At 63.0% G+C, this 18,983-nt stretch carries 14 protein-coding genes; 6 read left to right on the top strand and 8 right to left on the bottom strand.

The annotated features are described in order from the left end of the window. Positions 1–99: 99 nt before the first annotated feature. The 6 genes from K288_RS0121620 to K288_RS0121645 all read right to left on the bottom strand — a co-directional run bounded on the left by K288_RS0121620 (position 100) and on the right by K288_RS0121645 (position 10,282). The gene (locus K288_RS0121620; protein WP_027581450.1) at positions 100–3,609 is read right to left on the bottom strand and encodes a PAS domain-containing hybrid sensor histidine kinase/response regulator; all 3,510 of its coding nucleotides are present in this window, start codon (positions 3,607–3,609) and stop codon (positions 100–102) included. Between the two features lie 235 nt (positions 3,610–3,844). After that, positions 3,845–5,074, bottom strand: coding sequence for a 5-aminolevulinate synthase (gene hemA / locus K288_RS0121625; protein ID WP_027581451.1), 1,230 nt, complete (start codon positions 5,072–5,074; stop codon positions 3,845–3,847). Positions 5,075–5,331: 257 nt separating this feature from the next. Then, on the bottom strand, positions 5,332–6,393 hold the full coding sequence (locus K288_RS0121630) for an MBL fold metallo-hydrolase (RefSeq protein WP_027581452.1): 1,062 nt from the start codon (positions 6,391–6,393) through the stop codon (positions 5,332–5,334). 193 nt (positions 6,394–6,586) lie between these two features. Then, positions 6,587–8,731 carry a HAMP domain-containing methyl-accepting chemotaxis protein gene (locus K288_RS0121635; protein WP_027581453.1) on the bottom strand — a complete coding sequence of 715 codons (2,145 nt, stop codon included), beginning with the start codon at positions 8,729–8,731 and terminating at the stop codon, positions 6,587–6,589. Between the two features lie 251 nt (positions 8,732–8,982). Then, on the bottom strand, positions 8,983–9,714 hold the full coding sequence (locus tag K288_RS0121640; RefSeq protein WP_027581454.1) for an outer membrane beta-barrel protein: 732 nt from the start codon (positions 9,712–9,714) through the stop codon (positions 8,983–8,985). A 247-nt stretch (positions 9,715–9,961) separates the two neighbouring features. Beyond that, complete coding sequence (locus K288_RS0121645) at positions 9,962–10,282, bottom strand: hypothetical protein (RefSeq protein ID WP_027581455.1); 321 nt, start codon at positions 10,280–10,282, stop codon at positions 9,962–9,964. 154 nt (positions 10,283–10,436) lie between these two features. On the opposite strand from K288_RS0121645, the gene K288_RS54195 reads away from it, so the two are divergent. Beyond that, on the top strand, positions 10,437–10,637 hold the full coding sequence (locus K288_RS54195) for a hypothetical protein (protein WP_051334649.1): 201 nt from the start codon (positions 10,437–10,439) through the stop codon (positions 10,635–10,637). Positions 10,638–11,266: 629 nt separating this feature from the next. After that, on the top strand, positions 11,267–12,394 hold the full coding sequence (locus K288_RS0121655; RefSeq protein WP_043160381.1) for a hypothetical protein: 1,128 nt from the start codon (positions 11,267–11,269) through the stop codon (positions 12,392–12,394). Positions 12,395–12,453: 59 nt separating this feature from the next. On the opposite strand, the gene K288_RS0121660 is transcribed toward K288_RS0121655, so the two are convergent. Then, positions 12,454–12,936 carry a MarR family winged helix-turn-helix transcriptional regulator gene (locus K288_RS0121660; RefSeq protein WP_027581457.1) on the bottom strand — a complete coding sequence of 161 codons (483 nt, stop codon included), beginning with the start codon at positions 12,934–12,936 and terminating at the stop codon, positions 12,454–12,456. Positions 12,937–13,312: 376 nt separating this feature from the next. Between K288_RS0121660 and K288_RS0121665 the strand changes: the two genes are divergently transcribed. Then, on the top strand, positions 13,313–14,893 hold the full coding sequence (locus K288_RS0121665; RefSeq protein ID WP_027581458.1) for a porin: 1,581 nt from the start codon (positions 13,313–13,315) through the stop codon (positions 14,891–14,893). Between the two features lie 440 nt (positions 14,894–15,333). On the opposite strand, the gene K288_RS0121670 is transcribed toward K288_RS0121665, so the two are convergent. Further along, entirely contained in the window at positions 15,334–15,777 is a 444-nt protein-coding gene (locus tag K288_RS0121670; protein ID WP_027581459.1) for a hypothetical protein, read from the bottom strand. A gap of 335 nt (positions 15,778–16,112) precedes the next feature. On the opposite strand from K288_RS0121670, the gene K288_RS0121675 reads away from it, so the two are divergent. The 3 genes from K288_RS0121675 (at position 16,113) to K288_RS0121685 (ending at position 18,568) form a co-directional block, all read left to right on the top strand. After that, entirely contained in the window at positions 16,113–17,000 is an 888-nt protein-coding gene (locus K288_RS0121675) for an IclR family transcriptional regulator (protein ID WP_027581460.1), read from the top strand. A gap of 132 nt (positions 17,001–17,132) precedes the next feature. Next, positions 17,133–17,507, top strand: a complete 375-nt coding sequence (locus K288_RS0121680; RefSeq protein WP_027581461.1) for a CoA transferase — start codon at positions 17,133–17,135, stop codon at positions 17,505–17,507. An 83-nt stretch (positions 17,508–17,590) separates the two neighbouring features. Next, a complete protein-coding gene (locus K288_RS0121685) occupies positions 17,591–18,568 on the top strand; it encodes a tripartite tricarboxylate transporter substrate-binding protein (protein ID WP_027581462.1) in 978 nt (325 codons plus the stop codon). Positions 18,569–18,983 lie beyond the last annotated feature (415 nt).

Here is an 18,983-nt window from a genome sequence, read left to right on the forward strand (position 1 = left end):
GAGCGAAGGCGGAAGCGTGCCCACCACTACGAGCGGGATGCTTGACGGTGGGCACGTCGATGCGCTCCTTTGCCCACCCTAAGCGTCGGTTGGCGCAATCTATTCCGCCGCTACCATTTGCTGGCTGCGCCATTGCCCGAGCAGGGCGCGCAGCGAGGCGGGCTTTACCGGCTTGTTGAGCACTGCGATGTTTTCCTCGCGCGCGGCGGCGCGGACGTTGGGGCTGCGGTCGGCGGTGATGAGGATCGCAGGCAGCCTCTCGCCGAAGCGGCGGCGGATGTCGCGGATCGCGGCGACGCCGTTGCCGCGGTCGAGATGGTAGTCAACGAGGAGGCCGGTGACGGGCCGGCCCGCCGCCTCGATCGCGCCGATCGCGCTTTCGGGATCGGCGACCGCGATCACCTCGGCGTCCCAGGCAGTCAAAAGCGTCTTCATGCCATCGAGGATCGCCGGGTCGTTCTCGATGCATACGATCAGCGCGCCGCCGATCGGGGTCTTGGCGAGCGGGGTTGCGGTGGTCACGGGACCGGTATGGTTGATGGCCTGCGCAACCGGCACGCTCACGGAGAACACCGAACCGCCGCCGACATTGGCATCGAGCGCAATGCCATGGTTGAGCACGCGCGCCAGCCGCTCGACGATCGACAGCCCCAGGCCCAGGCCGCGCGCGATCCGAGCGCCCTGTTCGAGGCGGTGGAACTCCTTGAAGATCTCGCGGCGCTTGATCACGGGAATGCCGACGCCGGTGTCGTAGACGCAGATCGTGAGCGCCTTCCCGCGCCGGCGGCAGCCCACCAGCACCCGCCCGCGCGGCGTATATTTGATCGCGTTGGAAATGAAGTTCTGCAGCAGCCGCCTGAGCAGCGAGCGGTCGGACTCGACCGCCAGCGAACAGGGCACGAAGGCCAGCTCCAGTCCCTTGGCGCGCGCGATCGGCGCAAACTCGATTTCGAGCGAGCGCATGAGATCGCCGATCTTGAAGCGGCTGATCGCCGGCGTCATGGCGCCGGCATCGAGCCGCGAAATGTCCAATAGCGCACCGAGAATCTCCTCGATCGCTTCCAGGGAGTCGTCGATGTTCTCGACCAGGCGGGAATCTTCTCCGCCCTGCTGGCGCTCCACCAGGCTCGTGACGTAAAGCCGGGCCGCGTTCAGCGGCTGCAGGATGTCGTGGCTGGCGGCGGCGAGAAATCGCGTCTTGGAAATGTTGGCATCCTCGGCAGCGCTCTTGGCCAGCGCCAATTCGGAATTGAGGCGGGTGAGCTCCTCGGTGCGGTCGCGCACGCGCTTCTCGAGCGTCGCATTGGCGCGCTCCAGCGCCTCGGCCGCCTCGAAACTCGGCGTCACGTCGGAGAAGGTGATGACGAAGCCGCCGCCGGGCATCCGGTTGGTGCGGACCTCGATCACCATGTGGCGGTCGGGCAGCCGTTCCAGGTAAGGCTCGCCCTCGGTGGTGTAGGCCGCGAGCCGCTTCTCCAGCATGATCTGGGCGTCCCCCCAGCCTGATGGATTGACCGCACCCATGAACTCCAGGATCTCCGGCAAGGGGATGCCGAGTTGAACCAGATGCGCCGGCAGCGCCAGGATCTCGGCGAATTGCCGGTTCGAGCAGATCAGCTGCAGATTGGCGTCGAACACTGCGATGCCCTGGCGCACATGGTTCAGCGCGGTCTGCAGGATCTCGCGGTTGAAATGCAACGCCGCATGGGAATCGTCGAGCAGCTTCAGCGCGGCCTTCGCAGAAACCGTGCGCTTTTGGAGCAGCAGCGACATCACGAGCCGGGAGGAGGCGGCGCCGATCGAGGACGCGATCAGGCGTTCGGCATGCTGGAGCAATTCGAGGCCGGCGGGCGCCGAGGCGTCGGGCCTGCCGCCACGTTCGGCCGCAAAGGCCTCGAAGGCGAGGCCGGCGCGCTCGGGGCCGAGATATTGCGCCACCGTGCTCTGGATGTCCTGCACCGTCACCGTGGTGCGCCAGCGCCGGAAACTCGGCGCGATCGGCGTGAACGTGTGGGGCACGAACAGGTCGGCCTGCAGGCGTTCGATCGAGGTCGGCTCGCGCGTCAGCGAGAACATGAGGTAGGTGAAGATGTTCAGCGACAGGCTCCACAGCACCCCGTGCAGCAGCGGCGGCAGGTCGGTGCCGAGCAGCGCCTGCGGCCGCAATGCCTCGATGCCGAAGGGACCGTGCTGCAGCAGCATCAGCCCCGTGGTGCTGCTCTCCAGGAAGCTTGGTAGAAACAGCGTGTAGATCCACACGGCGACGCCGACCACCATTCCTGCGATGGCGCCGCGCGCGGTCGCCTGCCGCCACAACAGCCCACCGAAGAACGCGGGCGCAAGCTGCGCGATCGCCGCGAACGACAGCAGCCCGATCGCTGCAAGCTGGGTGTTGCCGAGCGCGCGATAATAGAAATAGGCCATCACCATGATGCCGAAGATCGCAAAGCGGCGCACACTCAGAAGGAAGTCGCTGAAATCCTTCTGCCCGGCGAGCGCTTCGCGGCTTCGCTGCAGCACCATCGGCAGCACGATGTCGTTGGAGACCATGATCGACAGCGCCACGCATTCCACGATCACCATCGCGGTGCCCGCCGACAGCCCGCCGACGAAGACGGCGACGCTGAGCAGCGATGCATTGGCCTCCATCGGCAGCGCCAGCACATACATGTCGCTGTCGACGGCGCCGAACGGGAAGGTCACGAGCCCTGCGATCGCGATCGGGATCACGAACAGGTTGATCGCGACGAGATAGAGCGGGAACAGCCAGCGCGCGCGTCCGACCTCCTCCTGGCTCGAATTCTCGACCACGCTGACATGGAACTGGCGCGGCAAGAGCATGATCGCGCAGAACGACAATAGCGTCATGGTCAGGAAATTGCCGACCGACGGCACATATTCGATCGCGCGCACCGCTTCCGGCGTCTTCATCGCGCGCTCGATCAGTTCGGTCGGCGAGAACATCCAGAAGGTGACGAAGATGCCGGCGGCGAGAAACGCCACCAGCTTGACGATGGATTCGGTCGCGATCGCCAGCATCAGGCCGTGCTGATGCTCGGTGGCATCAGCCTGCCGGGTGCCGAACAGCACCGCGAATACGGCCATCGCCAGCGTCACCACCAGCGCAATGTCGCCGAGGATCGGGACCGAGGAAAATGCCCTGTCCTCGGTCAGGATCGTTTCCAGCGAGGAGGCGATCGCCTTGAGCTGGAGCGCGATATAGGGCACCGAGCCGATGATCGCGATCAGCGCCACGGTGCCGGCCACCGCCTGGCTCTTGCCATAGCGCGCGGCGATGAAGTCGGCGATCGACGTGATGTTCTGCGACTTGGCAAGCCCGATCACGCGGCGCAGCAGCGGCGTGCACAAGCCGATCATCAGGACCGGGCCGACATAGATCGCGAGGAAGTCGACGCTGGTGCGGGTGGCAAAGCCGACCGAGCCGAAGAAGGTCCAGGAGGTGCAGTAGATCGCGAGCGACAGCGGATAGATCACCATGCCCGCGCGGCCGCGCTGCGCCGACAGCGAGCGATCGCCGCGGCTGGCGACAAAGAACAGGAACCCGATATAGCCGAACGCGGCGGCGATGACGCCCCAGTCGTGCAGCATCGCTGCTGATCTCCCTTCCCGGCCTCAGAGCGGGCCGTGACGGAAGACTATAGCCGGATCAGGCGGCCGGCGCATCGTGCGCCGCCGTTGCGGCCTCACCTCTCCCGGTTGCGGGAGAGGTCGGCGCGTAGCGCCGGGTGAGAGCTCTCTCCACTCAATGACTCGTGGAAACACCCCCACCCCGGCCTTCCCCCGCAAGCGGGAGAGGGGGCGCAGCTTCATCGCGGCTTAAGGCTTATTCCGCCGCCAGCGACTGCTTGCGGAGCGGCAGCCCGAGCCGTTCCCAGACCTGCAGCAGGGCCTCGGCGAGGCCGTCCATCAGGCCGTCGTCGTGGTAGGGCGATGGCGTGATCCGCAGCCGCTCGGTACCCTTGGGGACGGTCGGATAGTTGATCGGCTGGATATAGATGCCGTGCTCCTCGAGCAGGATGTCGGTCGCGCGCTTGCACTTTTCGGGGTCGCCGACGAACAACGGCACGATATGGGTGTCGCTCGACATCACGGGCAGGCCGGCCGCGTTCAGGATTGCCTTGAGGCGGGCGGCGCGCTCCTGGTGGCGCTCGCGCTCCCAGCTCGAGGTCTTGAGATGGCGGATCGCAGCGGTCGCGGCCGAGCAGATCGCGGGCGGCAGCGCGGTCGTGAAGATGAAGCCCGGTGCATAGGAGCGCACGGCATCGATGATCTCGGCCTTGGCGGCGATATAGCCGCCGAGGCAGCCGAACGCCTTCGCCAGCGTGCCTTCGAGCACGTCGATACGGTGCATGACGCCGTCGCGCTCGGCGATGCCGCCGCCGCGCGGCCCGTACATGCCGACCGCATGGACCTCATCGACATAGGTCATGGCGCCATAGCGCTCGGCGAGATCGCAGGTCTGCGCGAGTGGGGCGACGTCGCCGTCCATCGAATAGAGGCTTTCGCAGGCGATCAGCTTCGGCCGGTCGGGACCGGCCTCGCGCAGCAGCTCCTCCAGATGCGCAAGGTCGTTGTGGCGGAAGATCTTCCGCTCGCAGCCGCCCTGACGGATGCCTTCGATCATCGAATTGTGGTTCAGCGCATCCGACAGGATCAGGCAGTTCGGGATCAGCTTTGCGATCGTCGAGATGCCCGTCTGGTTCGAGACGTAGCCCGAGGTGAACAGGAGCGCAGCTTCCTTGCCGTGCAGGTCGGCGAGTTCCGCTTCGAGCTGCACCAGGGGATGATGGTTGCCGGCGATATTGCGAGTGCCGCCGGCGCCCGTGCCGACACGGGTCGCGGTCTCGACCATCGCGCCGACGACCTTGGGATGCTGGCCCATGCCGAGATAGTCGTTGGAGCACCAGATCACGACATTGCGCTGGCCCTTCGGCGAGTGCCAGATCGCATGCGGGAAGCGGCCTGCGATCCGCTCGAGGTCGGCGAATACGCGATAGCGCCGCTCGTCATGGAGGCGATTGAGGGCGGCGCTGAAAAACTGGCTGTAATCCATCGGAAAACCTGAAGCGGAACCCGGCCGGAGCGGCCAATCTCATTAGAGCTTTTCCAGCTCTAATGTCTATCCGCTATCCCACGTTTGAGCATGCGCCAGACATTGGACAGATTGTCCATGGGAGCGGATCAAATGTTGATGTGGATCAACGACCTAGCCCGGTCGCCGGCATATGCGCCGATAGCTCCCGGGCTCGCATCGTTGCGCAATCGCACGACGCCCGTAAATATCCGGATCAGCCGAACGGGCGCGCTGCGTCAGGTGGTGCGGAAGCGCAGGACGCCGTCGATCGCCTCGGACGTCAGTCGGCCCTCGACCAGCATGTAGTTGACGTGCGCGATCAGCTCGCCGGCCGCGAATCCCATCTGGTGCGCGTCCAGCGCGTGCTTGTGGAATACGACCGGCACCAGCTCCTTGGAGGTTTTCTCAATCTCACGGCAGGCCTCGGCGATCAGCCGGCAGCGTTCCTCATGGTGGTCGGCGAGCTGCTTGATCCGCGTCTTCAGGCCGTAGAAGGGCACGCCATGGCCGGGCAGCACCAGCGCGTCATAGGGCAGCGTGGTCGTGAGGCTGGCCAGCGACGCCAGATATTCGCCGAGCGAATTCTGTTCGGGCTCGACAGCCCAGACACTGACGTTGGGCGAGATCTTGCTCAACACCTGATCGGCGGAGAGGAACAGCTTGTCGGCGGCGCAATACAGCATCACCTGGTCGAGCGCATGTCCGCCGCCGGTGATCACCTTGAAGCGCCGCGTGCCGATGACGACCTCGTCGCCGTGGGTCAGCCGGCAATAGGACGCCGGCAGCACCGAGACCCGCTTCAGATAATCCTGGCCGCGGCCGAGCAGCTTGTCGGTCAGGTCCTCGTCCATGCCATGACGGCGGAAGAACAGACGTTGCGCGGTCAATCGTTCGGCGGTGCCGCGGTTCTGGTGAAAGACCGACTGCAGGTATTCGACCTGCGACATGTACAGCGCGCAGCCGAACCGCTCGACGATCCACCCGGCGAGCCCGACATGATCCGGGTGCGAATGGGTCACGATCAGGCGCTTGATGGTCATGCCCTTGAGCGGGCCTTCGAACAGCGTGGTCCAGGCTGCGATTGATTCCTCGTTGCCGAAGCCGGAATCGATCATGGTCCAGCCGTCGCCGTCGGCGAGCAGGTAGATGTTCACATGGTTGAGGCGGAACGGCAGTTTCAGCCGCGCCCAGAGCACGCCCGGCATCACTTCCACGACCTGGTCCGGGCCGGGGTGATCTTCGAACGGGTATCGCAGGGCCTCCGCCGAGGACTGCACGCTGTCTGTTTTCGAATGCATCGGCTATCGGCTTAGCGGTACCTGCCGCCCGGCGCTAGCTCAAAAAAGCAGATTCCGGTGCGGATAGTGAGCATGATTTTCCGTAGCCCGGATGAAGCGCAGCGCAATCCGGGGTCGGCGACCCGGGGCGAGATGCCCCGGATTACGCTGCGCTCCATCCGGGCTACGGCTGTTCCCGAATGGCGATGGTCTCCTACGCCGCTCTTATGTTCGACAGGAACGCGTCGATTTCGGCGCGCAGCACCTCGGCCTCCCGGCGCAGTTCGTCGGAGGCGTTGAGCACGTCGCCGGCTGCCGTGCCGGCTTCCGCCGAGGCGCTGCTGACGCCGACGATGTTGCTGGAGACCTCGCTGGTGCCGCCGGCTGCGTGCTGGATGTTGCGGGCGATCTCACGCGTTGCCGCGCCCTGTTCCTCGACTGCGGCGGCGATCGCGGTGGTGACGTCGTTGATCTCGCCGATCGTATTGCTGATGTTGCGGATCGCGGAAACCGCCGTCGTCGTCACCTCCTGCATGCTGACGATCTGCTGGCGGATCTCGTCAGTCGCCTTGGCGGTCTGGTTGGCGAGACTCTTCACCTCGGAGGCGACCACGGCAAAGCCGCGGCCGGCTTCGCCGGCGCGCGCCGCCTCGATGGTGGCGTTGAGCGCGAGCAGGTTGGTCTGCGAGGCGATGGTCTGGATCAGGTCGACCACCACGCTGATGCGCCCGGCGTTCTCGGCGAGGCCCTGCATGGTGACGTCGGTCTGGCCGGCTTCGTCCACCGCCTTGCGCGCGATCTCGGCCGAGGTCACGACCTGGCGCCCGATCTCGGAGATCGAGGAAGAGAGCTCCTCGGTGCCCGCGGACACCGTCTGCACGTTGACCGAGGTCTCTTCCGCTGCGGAAGCGACCGTGTTCGCGAGCGCGCTGGACTGGTCGGCGGTCGCCGACATGCTCTGCGCCGTCGACTGCATCGAATTGGCCGCGTTCTGCAGGCTGTCGAGCGCGCCGCGGACGGTGGATTCGAATTCGACGATGCGGGCTTCCATGCGCGAAGCGCGCTCCGCCTTGACGATGCGGTCCTTGTCCTGTTCGGCCGAGAGAGCGCGGCCCTCGATCATGCTTTCGCGGAACACCTTCAGCGCGTTGGCCATCGCGGCAATCTCGTCGTCCTGGCGGCTCTGATAGATCTCGGTGTTGAGATCGCCGGCCGACAACCGCTGCATCGAATCCTGCAGCCCCTTGAGCCGCTTGAGAATGCTGCGGCCGACATAGAGCCAGACGAACAGGATCGAGCCGATCAGGGTGCCGATGCCGAGCGCCAGCATCACCATGGTCGCAAACGAAATCTCATGTTGCGCCTGGCTGGCGGAGGCGTCGGTCGCCTTCCGCACGCCATCGACGAGCTGCTGCACGCTGATGCCCAGGCCGATATTGAGCTTGCGGGTCTCCTCCAGGATGGTCTCGCCGAAATCGGTGGCGTCCAACTCCTTCTGGCGGACCTTGAACACGCCGGTCTTGCCCTGGCCGAGCGTCTGCAGCTTAGCGGCGGCATCGGCCAGCACCTTGGTGCCGGAATTCTTCGGCAGCATCTCCAGATTGGAAATTGTCTGCGCGAGGACCTGCTTGAAGTCCTTCTCGATCGCTTCCAGCGTGTCGCTGTTGGTCGCCGACAGCGCCGCGGCCATGTTGGAGGCCATCAGGTTGCCGCTCGCGATCACATTGCCGAACTGCTCGACGACACGGGCGGCGCTGCTCGCGTCGTCAGAGGACGGCTCGGCGGCACCGAGGATGGCATGGAGCTGGCTCTGCGCGTCCATCATCGCCGGTGCCGAGGCCGCGACGAATTCGGTCTGCGCCTTACGCAGGGTTTCGTACTGCTTGTCGTGCAGCGCCGCCGTCTCGAGCCGCTCGCGCGCGGCCGAGCCGAGGCTCTGGATCACGTCATCGATGTTCTTGACCGTATCGGTCAGCGCGTTCCCGATCGCCTTGTCGGCGCCGAGCTTGATGATCTCGTCGAGCTTCTGCAGCGCCTGCTTCTGCGTTTCCTTCATCTTGGCAGAGCGCTCGTTCAGCGCCTCCTCGGTGCGCGAGGCAAGCAGCGCCGGTCCCTGGCTCGCCAGGCTCGCGCTTTGCGCCGACAATTGCAGGCTGGCGGCGAGCCGCGGGATGTCGCGGCCGGAGAGGTCGCCCATAGTCGTGCCGAGCTGTTCGAACACCGTCGCAGCGCCCGCGCTGATCACGATCGCCATGCCGGCGATGACGGCGAACGCCGCGAACAGGCTGCCCCTGACGCCCCATCGCGGACGCCGGATGCCCTTAAGTTTCAATTTACCGAAGCGGAATCGTAACGCCATCTGCCTGCCCCGCAGTCACTGTCCTTGAGCCTGAATCCTCGCGCGGCAGTATCGCGATGGCGGGTTAACAAAATCGGGAACCCGAATGTGCGGCGGCGCAATTTTTGCCGCGCATGGCGGCGTTGAAGTAGCTTTGTACCGCACGTCGGAATTGATCGCGCGGTACTTGCGGGAGACTTACGTCTACAACCGCTCGAGAATCAAAAAAGGCCGGCGAGATGCCGGCCTCTTTCGGCTATCTCGGATCGCGATCAGTAGCCGGTGGCTACCGGGGCGCCGAAATTGAAGCGGTAGTTGATGCCGGCCTTCACGGTGTGCTCGTCATTGCTGAAGCTGCCGAACGGCACCAGCGGAGCCGGCGCAACGAAGCGGCTGTCGCCGAAATCGTAGAATTGATACTCGGCCTTGGCCGACCAGTTCGGCGCGAACATGTATTCGATGCCGCCGCCGACGGTAAAGCCGTTGCGGTGGCTGTCACTGAGCGCGAACCCGACCGGGATACCGCCGAACCTGAGCGTCTCGTTGTTGTCGGAATAGGCGTAGCCGCCCTTCGCGTAGACGAGGCCCGGGCCCCAGGTCCAGCCGACGCGGCCGGTGATCGAGCCGATCCCGCGCTGGTCGTTGTTGTAGACGAAGCCACCGGGGAACGCCGCATTGACCTGGTCGCCTCCAAGCCAGGAATACTGACCTTCGACGCCAATCAGAAAGTTCGGATGGAATTGCCAGTCGCCGCCCACCTGGACGCCGCCGAGGAAGCGGGTGTTGTGGTCGCTGAGCGCGAAGCCGTTAAAGGTGTCGCTGCTCGTGAAGGCGCCGCCGATATGGCCGCCGACATAGAAGCCGGTCCAGTTGTAGATCGGCGCAGCGTAAACCGGCGCCGGCGCCTTGCTGTAGTAAGGGCGGGCACCGAGATCGGCGCCAAATGCCGGCGCGGCCGCGGCGAGCGCGATAAGGGCAACGGTTGCGAGCAGGATCTTCTTCATTTCATTCCCCGGAGATTCAAGTGAGACGCTGCGCACAGCGCCCCCATGGCGCGATTAAAGACGGCATTTGAATAAAATGATGTCACCGCGGGACGATCGCGATCGATAAGCCAACCTATTGGCCGGTAATTGTTTTTTGTGCTTAACGGCGGCTTAAGGAAGGGTGAAGGAAGGCTTAATCTGCGCCTGGATCGGTAAGCTTTGCGGAGGCGAGACCCTGTCTAGCCAAGCCTGCTAGCCAAGCCTGTTAGCCAAGCCTGCGCCTGATGTCCTCGCGCATCTGCTGGCGGAACTGAGCCTTGCGCGCCGGCCGCTCCTTCTCCGGGACGTCGTAGCGGTCGAACACGTTGAACTTCTCGAGGATCGGATAGTGGTCGCTGGCCATCGCCAGGACCCGCAGGAGATCGGCGACTTGCGCGCTCGGTCCCGTCACCTCCCAGCGGCGCATGATGCTGGCGCCGTCGGGCCCGTTCAGTCCGCACAGCTTCGCCATGTCGGCCGCCGCGAGCGGCCGGCCGATGGCCTCGCCGAGATGCTCGCGAAGCTTTTTCAGTTCTGGACCGGTCACGGATACCCCCACCATGGTCACACAAAAGATAGAGCGGAATGACGATTCATCACGCTTTAGTGGCACTCCATTCCGATGGTCTGTGAACTGGCTCACACGTTCCACCCGCCGAAGCAAGTTATACCGCTGCGCAATTCCTGATGAGGAGGAAATCATGCGCAGCTTGATTGAAAGCCTCACGCCTGACGCCAGCCAAATCGAGTGGAAATGGATCGGCGCGATGTTCGCGTTCTATGTGGCGGTGGTGGTGATTGCAGCCGGACTGCTGATGACCCATCGATCCACAAGAGGCTCGGTCTCCGAGATGTCGCTGGCCGCCGTTGCTTGCGTGTCCTGCGCGCTTGCCGCTGATTGACCGACTGGATCATGATCCGATCAGACGAAAATCGGACCATGATCTCATCCTGTTTGTTTGATTGTTTGTATTTGTTGGTTTGAGCGCGATCTCCGCGCGCCATTGAAGCCCGGTCCCGATTACGCGAGGAACTGTCGCCACGGCGGGTGAAGCCACGATTTGAGCTGTTGTCGTTCATGCGCCGATGACGATCGGCGCACGGACGTTGGTCGGGTCGCTGAGGATGATGTGCACATCGAGGGCGCGCTCCGGTTGCGCGGTCTGATGATGTGCTGCGTGACTCTGTCTTCTGTCGGCTATGATGCAGTTCGTCGCGCCGTCGCGGTGATGAATTGGTGAGCACAGTCGACCACAATCATCGCAAGATGTTTCTGCTCCCTCCTGCTGCGCAACCCCGCCATGCATCGTTCGCTTTGACATCGATGTGATTTGCGCAGAAAGAAAGCACGCTTCTTCTATAGGCCAAGTTGGGGAAGAGCGGTGCGCATGAACTTTTTGTAACGCGCGCGTTGGGCTGTTGAAGTTGGCTGAAGCATTTCTTGGGGATGCGCTAATTGCTGTTGCCGGTCGTCGATTGCAAAGATCGCAGTCCTCGCGATCATCTCTCCCGCGTGAAGACGGCTCCGGCCATGGACTCTGATCTGAACCCGCAGGGGTGGATCTGGTGGCCTGAACGTGAGGATCTCTCGCTCGAGTTCATGCGGTTGCTGGCTTCCGCCCAGGAAGGCGGCGCGACGTTTTCGGAATGTTGGCTCACCGCCAGCCGCATCGATTTCGCGGACGACTATTCCTGGTACCGGGAATGGACTGCCACTGCGGAGGTAAACCGCGAGCGGGCTTCATCCGCAGCAGCGCAAGGGCATCCGGCGACGGCGAGAGATAACTGGCTTCGCGCCATGAATTATTATCTTACCGCCGCTCATCCGGTCGATCTTGCGCCCGACGAGCGGCGGTCAGCAATCGCATCGATGCGCGAATGCGCCGCGAACTATCTCAACTGCCGCCAGCCCCGCGGTGAAGTTGTCTCGATACCCTGGCTGAACGAGTTCACCTTGCAGGGCTATTATTTGCCGGCGTCCCTTGGCGGCGATCGCGCGCCCGTCGTCATCTGTATCGGGGAACCGGGGCATCACAAGGAAGAATTCCTGTTCAAGCTCGCACGCCACGCCTCCGAGCGTGGGATGGCGCTGCTTGCGGTGGACGTCCTGGGCGATGGCACGGGTCCTTCGTTCGAAGAGGTATCACTCCGCCACAAGCCGCAGCGGGCGATTGCCCCCATCATGGATTACCTCGTCGGCAGGGACGACGTCGATGAGCGGCGGATCGCGATCCTCGCCGACGGCTGGCGTTCGTCGTTTGTCGCGCGCGGCATCGCCTTCGACCATCGCTTTGCCGCGGCCGTTTGCGACGGCGGTATCTGGGATCTGCATATGCGGGCATTTCTGGATCCGCAGAACAGGCCGTTCGGTGTCGAGCCCTGTCCGGAGTTGGAAGCCGACCGCATCCTGAGGGGAATCAGATGTCCGTTGTTGGTCGCCGCCAGCGAGCGCGGCGTGCTCAGAGCGGACCGAATTGCCGAATTGACGGATCGGTTGCGTGCCGGACGGCGCGACCGGGACATTACGTTCGAGATCTTTGAGGCCGCGGAGGCCGCCGCAGGTCAGGGACGGTTCGACAATCCGACCCTCGCCAACGAGTTCATCTTCGATTGGATCGCATCCCGGATCGGGGCGCAGCCTTTATATAACAGGGCGTAGTCTCAAGGCGCGAACACTCCCGAGCATTTCGGTTCTGATCAATCGGAATCGAAAATGCTCTAGAAATCCGCCGCGACTTTCAGGCGGGCTTTCTCGAGCCGCTTCTTGAGGGCAGCGAGCTTGTTGGTCAGATCATCCAGCTCGCGCGGGCCGAATTCCGCGAAAATGAATTCGTTCAGGCTTTCCTGGTGCGAGGTCAGGCTCGCGAGCTGCTTATAGGTCTTGTCGGTCAGCGACATCTTCACGATGCGGGCGTCTTCCTTCGCCGGCTTGCGGCGAACGAAACCCTTCTTCTCCAGAAGCTTCGATTGGGTCGTGACGAACGACGGATCGACATGCAGCATTTTGGACACGGCATTGACCGGCACGCCGTCGCCCTGATCAAGGTCGGCTAGCGCCACGATCATCATCCATTGCGGCCCGCTGATTCCGAGCTTCTTGGCCCAGAAGTAGCGAATCTCCTCCAGATGAACGCTGATCGCGGCGATCTCCCAGGCGAATCGCCGAATGACATCCTGGCTCTTGGTGGCGGACTCATTCATGGGTACCGTACTCACCCCCCCCCCTTTTGAGATTCCATAGCGGATGTCCGGCGGAAACGACACCGGTAATCCGTTATATGCGGCAATTTGCACGGGAAATTGGCAACAGGTGGTATTCGGCGGCGATGCACCTCAGTTGCCGAAAAGACACATCGAAACGTCAATCAATATATGAGTGAGTAAACTAATTTGATTATCCAAATTGCACATGCATAACTTTCATTCCGACGGAGGGGGGCTCCCGACCGTCTCGTCTCAGGTGGTTCGCATCGGTCCACCGGCTTGAGAGATGCGTTGATCCTCAACGTTTTTTTCGAGGCAGTCCAATCCGCTTTGCACGGGGGTTCGTGCACAGCACTTACTTGGAGGTTTAACAATGAAGGTGGCTAAGAGCCTTATCCTCGGCTCAGCGGCGGCTCTGCTCGCCATGGGCGGGGCTCAGGCAGCCGATCTTCCCGTCAAGGCCAAAGCGGTCGAGTACGTGAAGGTCTGTTCGCTCTACGGTGCCGGTTTCTGGTACATTCCGGGCACCGATACCTGCATGAAGATCGGTGGTTATCTGCGTGTCGACGCCACGTTCAACGGCGGCATCTACGGTTCGCAGGCCTGGAACGGTGATATCGGCCAGGGCAACCGCTATCGTGACTACTTCGCCGCCCGCTCGCGTATGGCGCTGACGGTCGATACCCGCACCGCAACGGAATATGGCGTCGTCCGCACCTTCGCTCAGGCCGACTTCCAGTTCTCGACGCTCGGCAACACCACCTACAGCCCGAACTCGATCAACGGTTCTCTCCCGGTCGCGGGCTCTCAGTTGCTTGACACCCCCGGCGGCGGCTATGTCGCGGTCGAATTCGTGTTCATCCAGTTCGCGGGCTTCACCTTCGGTAAGTCGGCTTCGGCCTTCGCGACGCCGTGGCATGGTTATCCGGGCAACATCTCGTCGAACCTGCTCGGCGGTCATGACACCGTCACCGGCGTGAACAACATCCAGTACACCGCGCAGTTCGGCAACGGCGTGTCGGCCACCATCGGCCTCGATGATCCGACCGTCTTCAACCGCACCGCGGTTGCCAACCTGTCGGTGCCTCTCACCGCGACCGGTGGTATCGCCAACGCCTATGCAGGCGTGCATGCTCCGGACGTGGTCGGCAACGTCCGCATCGACCAGGCTTGGGGTCTGTTCCAGATTTCGGGCGCCGCGCACGAAGTCAGCGGCTCCTACAACACTCTGAACACCGCAGGGGCTCCCGCCGGTGGCGTTGGTCTGCCGGGTGCAGCGCCGATCGCCGCTTCGGAATTGTCCGGTCATCCGGACACCAAGTGGGGCGGTGCGGTGATGGCCGCGTTGCAGATCAAGAACATCCCGACCGGTCCTGGCGACGACATCAAGTTCGATGCGACCTATGCCGTCGGCGACACCAAGCAGGTGATCTCCACTTCGTCGGCCTCGCCGAGCTTTGCGATGTTCGGTGGCTCGAGCATGCTCGGCGCCTATCAGAGCGTCGGCTTCGGTGCGACCACTGACGGTGTGTATCTCCCGGTCGCGTTCGGCGGCGATGGTTCGATCCATCTGACCAAGGCCTGGGGTATCCGTGGTGCGTTCAACCACAACTGGGATCCCTACTGGTCGACCAGCTTGTTCGGCAGCTACTCGAACGTTAGCTACGACAGCACGGCGAAGGCGTTCATCTGCGCCAACTACACCGGTACCAAGGTCGTCACCGCTGACTACAGCTGTAACCCGGACTTCAGCGTGTCTCAGCTTGGCGCGGTCACCCGCTGGACCCCTGTCAAGAACCTGACGTTCTCGGCCGAAGTCATCTGGTTCCACCTCGACCAGAAGTTCACTGGTGGTGCTGTTCTCGGCGTACCGGCTCCGAAGCCGGCCACGCTCTACCAGTACAAGGACCAGGATACGGTCAGCTTGCAGGTCCGCGCTCAGCGCAACTTCTGATCCGCTCGATCTGAAGCGAATCTAGAGAATCCCCGGCAGGCAACTGCCGGGGATTTTTCTTTGTGGCGAGTGGCGAATGGTGAGTAGCGAATGGCGAATAGATGTCATAGGCGCGCGCCCCACTCGCATTCCCTATTCGCCACTCGCTATTCGCCATGCGCTACCTCCGCAACTTCAGCATAGTGCATTGCCGAAAAAACATGATTTACTCAGGTAATTTTCTAAGGTAGTAATAACTCAAGTCGGTGCAGCATAGCCGGCCCGTTGAGTCTCGCTGAGACATAACCTCTTAATGCTAAACCTCCGAAACCTCCGGCAATGCCCTGCCGGAGGTTTTTCATTACTGCGACCGCGGCAGGGCTGTGAGCTCAGGGCCACGCCCGATTCGGGTATCGCCGGTGGTAGACCGAAGTCTCGATGATCGTGGCGCAATCGCCCGATCAATCCCGTCTTTGCATCATCGCGACGCCGGCTTCGCTGCCACAGCGCTCGGGCGGCGTCTCGCCCCGGTTGGCGCAGAAGCGGGAAAAGGAGCGGCCGTTGAGATAGAGCGTGCCCGCATAGCTGGTCCCGACCACCACGCCGTCAAAGACAAAGGGATAGCCGTCCTGCCGCAGAATCATGCGCGCGCCATCGCGTCTCCAATATCCGGAAAGCGTAGCCTGGATCGCTTTGCCGTTTGTGGCATCACGCCCGTCCTCGCGGTAGCTCCCGTCCGGACTCATGCGCCATGTGTAGATGTATCGCGGGAAACCGTCGGGAATGATCGCCGTCCAGACGATGCCATCCGCGTCCGCCGCGGCATCGCGCGCAAGAATCGGGTTGGCCTGCAGGCACCAGAGCAGCGCGCACCAGGCTGCGAGTGGGAAAAACCCGCCGGCCATGTTTGCCCTGTGTCGATTGCTGCCTGGCCTGGAGCGCAGCGCTCTCTCAGTCATCGCGTTGCGTCCCGCGTCAGTGTCGTCCCGTCGAAAGACGGGACCCATAACCACAGGTGCTTGTTGTCGCGCAAGCGAGCGGTCCGAGCTTTGTGCAGAGGCGTCGACGCCTAGGCCAAGGATCACATCGCACCCGAAGCCACAGGCTGAATTCCCCCATGAAGCTCCATTTAAAGTCCTGAAAAAATTGATCTATCAGAGTGCCTGTCCGTATAATGGACAGAATATTGAGATATGGAGAATATATGGACAAAAATGCTAGTCTGGTCTAGCAAAACCACATGCCCCTTTCCGCGCCGCGCAAACCGACCTTCATTCCATCTCCGTCCGCCGAGGCGGTGCTGGCAGAGAGCGCGGGCGATGCCGCTTTTGCCACGACGCTGGCAAAGGGGCTGGTGGTGCTCGAGGCCTTCGATGCCCAGGCGAGCATGCTCGGCAACATGGAGCTTTCGGCGCGAACGGGGATTCCGCGGCCGACGGTTGCGAGACTGACGCACACGCTCGCCGAGCTCGGCTATCTCCGTTACGACCAGGATCTCGCGAAATACTGTCTCGGCGCGCGAGCGCTACGCATGGCCCATCCGCTGCTTGCGGGCATGCAGTTTCGCCAGGTGGCGCGGCCGTTGATGCAGGAACTGGCGGAGAGCGTGCGCGGCACCGTCTCGATCGGCCTGCTCGACGGAACGGCGATGGTCTATGTCGAGTCCGCGAGATCGGGCAATGTCGGACCGCACGTCCCCGACATTGGCATGCCGATTCCCGTTGTCAGCACGGCGATGGGACGCGCTGCGGCGGCGACGTTGCCTGCCGCCGATTCCGCGCTGCTGGAGCGGCAGATCAAAACCGACAACGCCGAGGCGTGGTCCACCCATCGCGACAAGTACCGCGCCGGAATTCAGCAATGCGCCGATCGCGGCTTTTGCACCTGCTACGGCGAATACATGCCCTCGATCCACGCGGTGGCCGCGCCGCTGTTTCATGCGCGGCACTTGAAGCAGTCGTTTGCCATCAATTGTGGCATCCCCGCGTTCCGCTTGCAGCCCGGGCAGCTCGAGGCCGAGATCGGCCCGCGCATCACGGCTCTTGCCGTCAGCATCCGCTCGCTCGTCAACGAGGCCGAACCGACCATCGCGCCGCGCGAACAGCCCAGGAAGAAGGTCGTGAAATGATCCGGGGAACGGCCGTCGAAACGAGCCTCGTCAAAGCATGATCCGAAAAAGTGGACACCGGTTTCCCTCGCGACAAACGCCAGCGTTTGCGCGGAGATCATGCGCGAACAACGAGCATAGCGGGATGGCTTTTTGAAGAAAATCATCCGGCGCGTGAAGCATGCGGTCGAACTCAATGAGATTTTCGCGGCGTGGTGTGCCGAACATACGCTCGAGGATGTGCTCGCGAAATTCACCGCAGCGCAGGGCACGATCGCGCCGATCTATTCGATCGATCAGATCGCGGCGGACCCGCAAGCCAGGGCGCGCGAGATGATCGCCCGTGTTCCCGATCGCGACTTCGGCTCGGTGGCGATGGCGAATGTCGTTCCGCGCTTTGCCGCCGATCCCGCACAATTGCGTCATGCGGCCGGCGACGTGGGGCAGGACAATCGCGAGGTCTATCGGGATTGGCTCGGCCTTTCGGAGCAACAGATCGAGCGGCTCACCCAGAAGAAAGTGATCTGACGGCCGGGCCATGCACCGGCGGCATTGCCGCGGAGACAACAAGAAAAGCGACGCGGTCGGCAACAACGAAAAGGGAGGCACTCATGAATGTCACACGCCGAACTCTGCTGGGCAGCGTCGCGGTCGGCCTCGTTGCGGGCTACGGTTCCCGCGCGTTCGCGCAAGGAGCCTGGCCTTCGCGTCTTGTCCGGTTTGTATCGCCTTACGGGGCAGGCGGCGCCAACGACATCTCGCTGCGCATCCTGACCGAGCAGCTCGAGCGTCAGCTCGGCCAGCAATGCATCGTCGAGAACAGGCCGGGTGCGGGCACGCGCCTCGCCAACGAGTCGGTCGCGCGCGCCGCGCCTGATGGCTACACCTTCCTGTACGCCGCAGCGCCATATGCCACGGCCGAGGCGCTGTTCGGAAAACTGGGCTATGACCGCAAGGACCTGCAGCCGGTGGCGATGGCGGTCATCGCGCCGTTGTTCCTGATCATCAGTGCGGAGGCGCCCTTCAAGAAGCTGCAGGAGCTGATCGCCTACGGCAAGCAGCAGCCCAACGGGCTGACCTTCGCCTCTCCAGGAGCTGGGTCCCAGCCACATCTGGCGGCCGAGTTGTTGTTCAGGGACGCAGGCGTCAAGGGCCTCAACGTTCCCTTCCGCGGCGATGCGATGTCTTACACGGAACTGCTGGCAGGCCGCGTCGATGCTACGCTGACCGCGATCAGCACGGCCTTGCCCTATATCCAAAGCGGCAAGTTCCGGGTGCTGGGTGTGGCGTCAGTCGACCGCAGCCCGATCTATCCCGAAGCGTTCACCTTGCGCGAGCAAGGTCTGCCCAATGTGATCGCTGCCGGCTGGTACGGCTTCATGGCGCCGGCTGCCACGCCGCGTTCCATCGTCGATCGACTGCAGGACAAGATCGTTCGCATCCTCGCCGATCTCGACGTGAAGCAAAAGCTGTTCGCCCAGGGGCTGGAAGTTCGCGGCAGCACGGCTGCGGAGTTCGGCGCGTTCATCGACGAGGAGACGCGCAAGTGGGGCCAGCTGATCCGCGACGCCGGTCTCAAAGGGGAATGAGCCCGATACGTCGTCGCGATAGCCGTGCACGTGCTTCGCGTTTATCGCGAGCAGGAACCATTGCACACGTTTTCGGCAAATGGCGCTATTGCCGGCCACGCCTGTTGCGCTGCAACTACGTCGGGTGATGTTAGCAAGGCTTGATCGACGCGCGCTGGTTCGCTTCGAGGCCATCATGGTCCGCTTGGAATCCAATGTACCAGCGCGCTTGCACTACGCTGGTTGACCGCTCACGAACACCTGGCTCTCGCGCGGACGCGACCACGCCTTGCCTCTCTGCGCGCATCGTTGGAATGAAATGCGTTAGGCGCATCATTCATTGGAATCCTTTTCCAGCCATCGGTCCTCTCGTCGCCATATTTTGGGATGATTTGTTTTTGCAACGAGCGTAACGTCACACGCCAAGAAAACAAAA

This window comes from Bradyrhizobium sp. Ai1a-2 (assembly GCF_000426245.1).
In the GTDB taxonomy this organism is placed as follows: Bacteria; Pseudomonadota; Alphaproteobacteria; order Rhizobiales; family Xanthobacteraceae; genus Bradyrhizobium.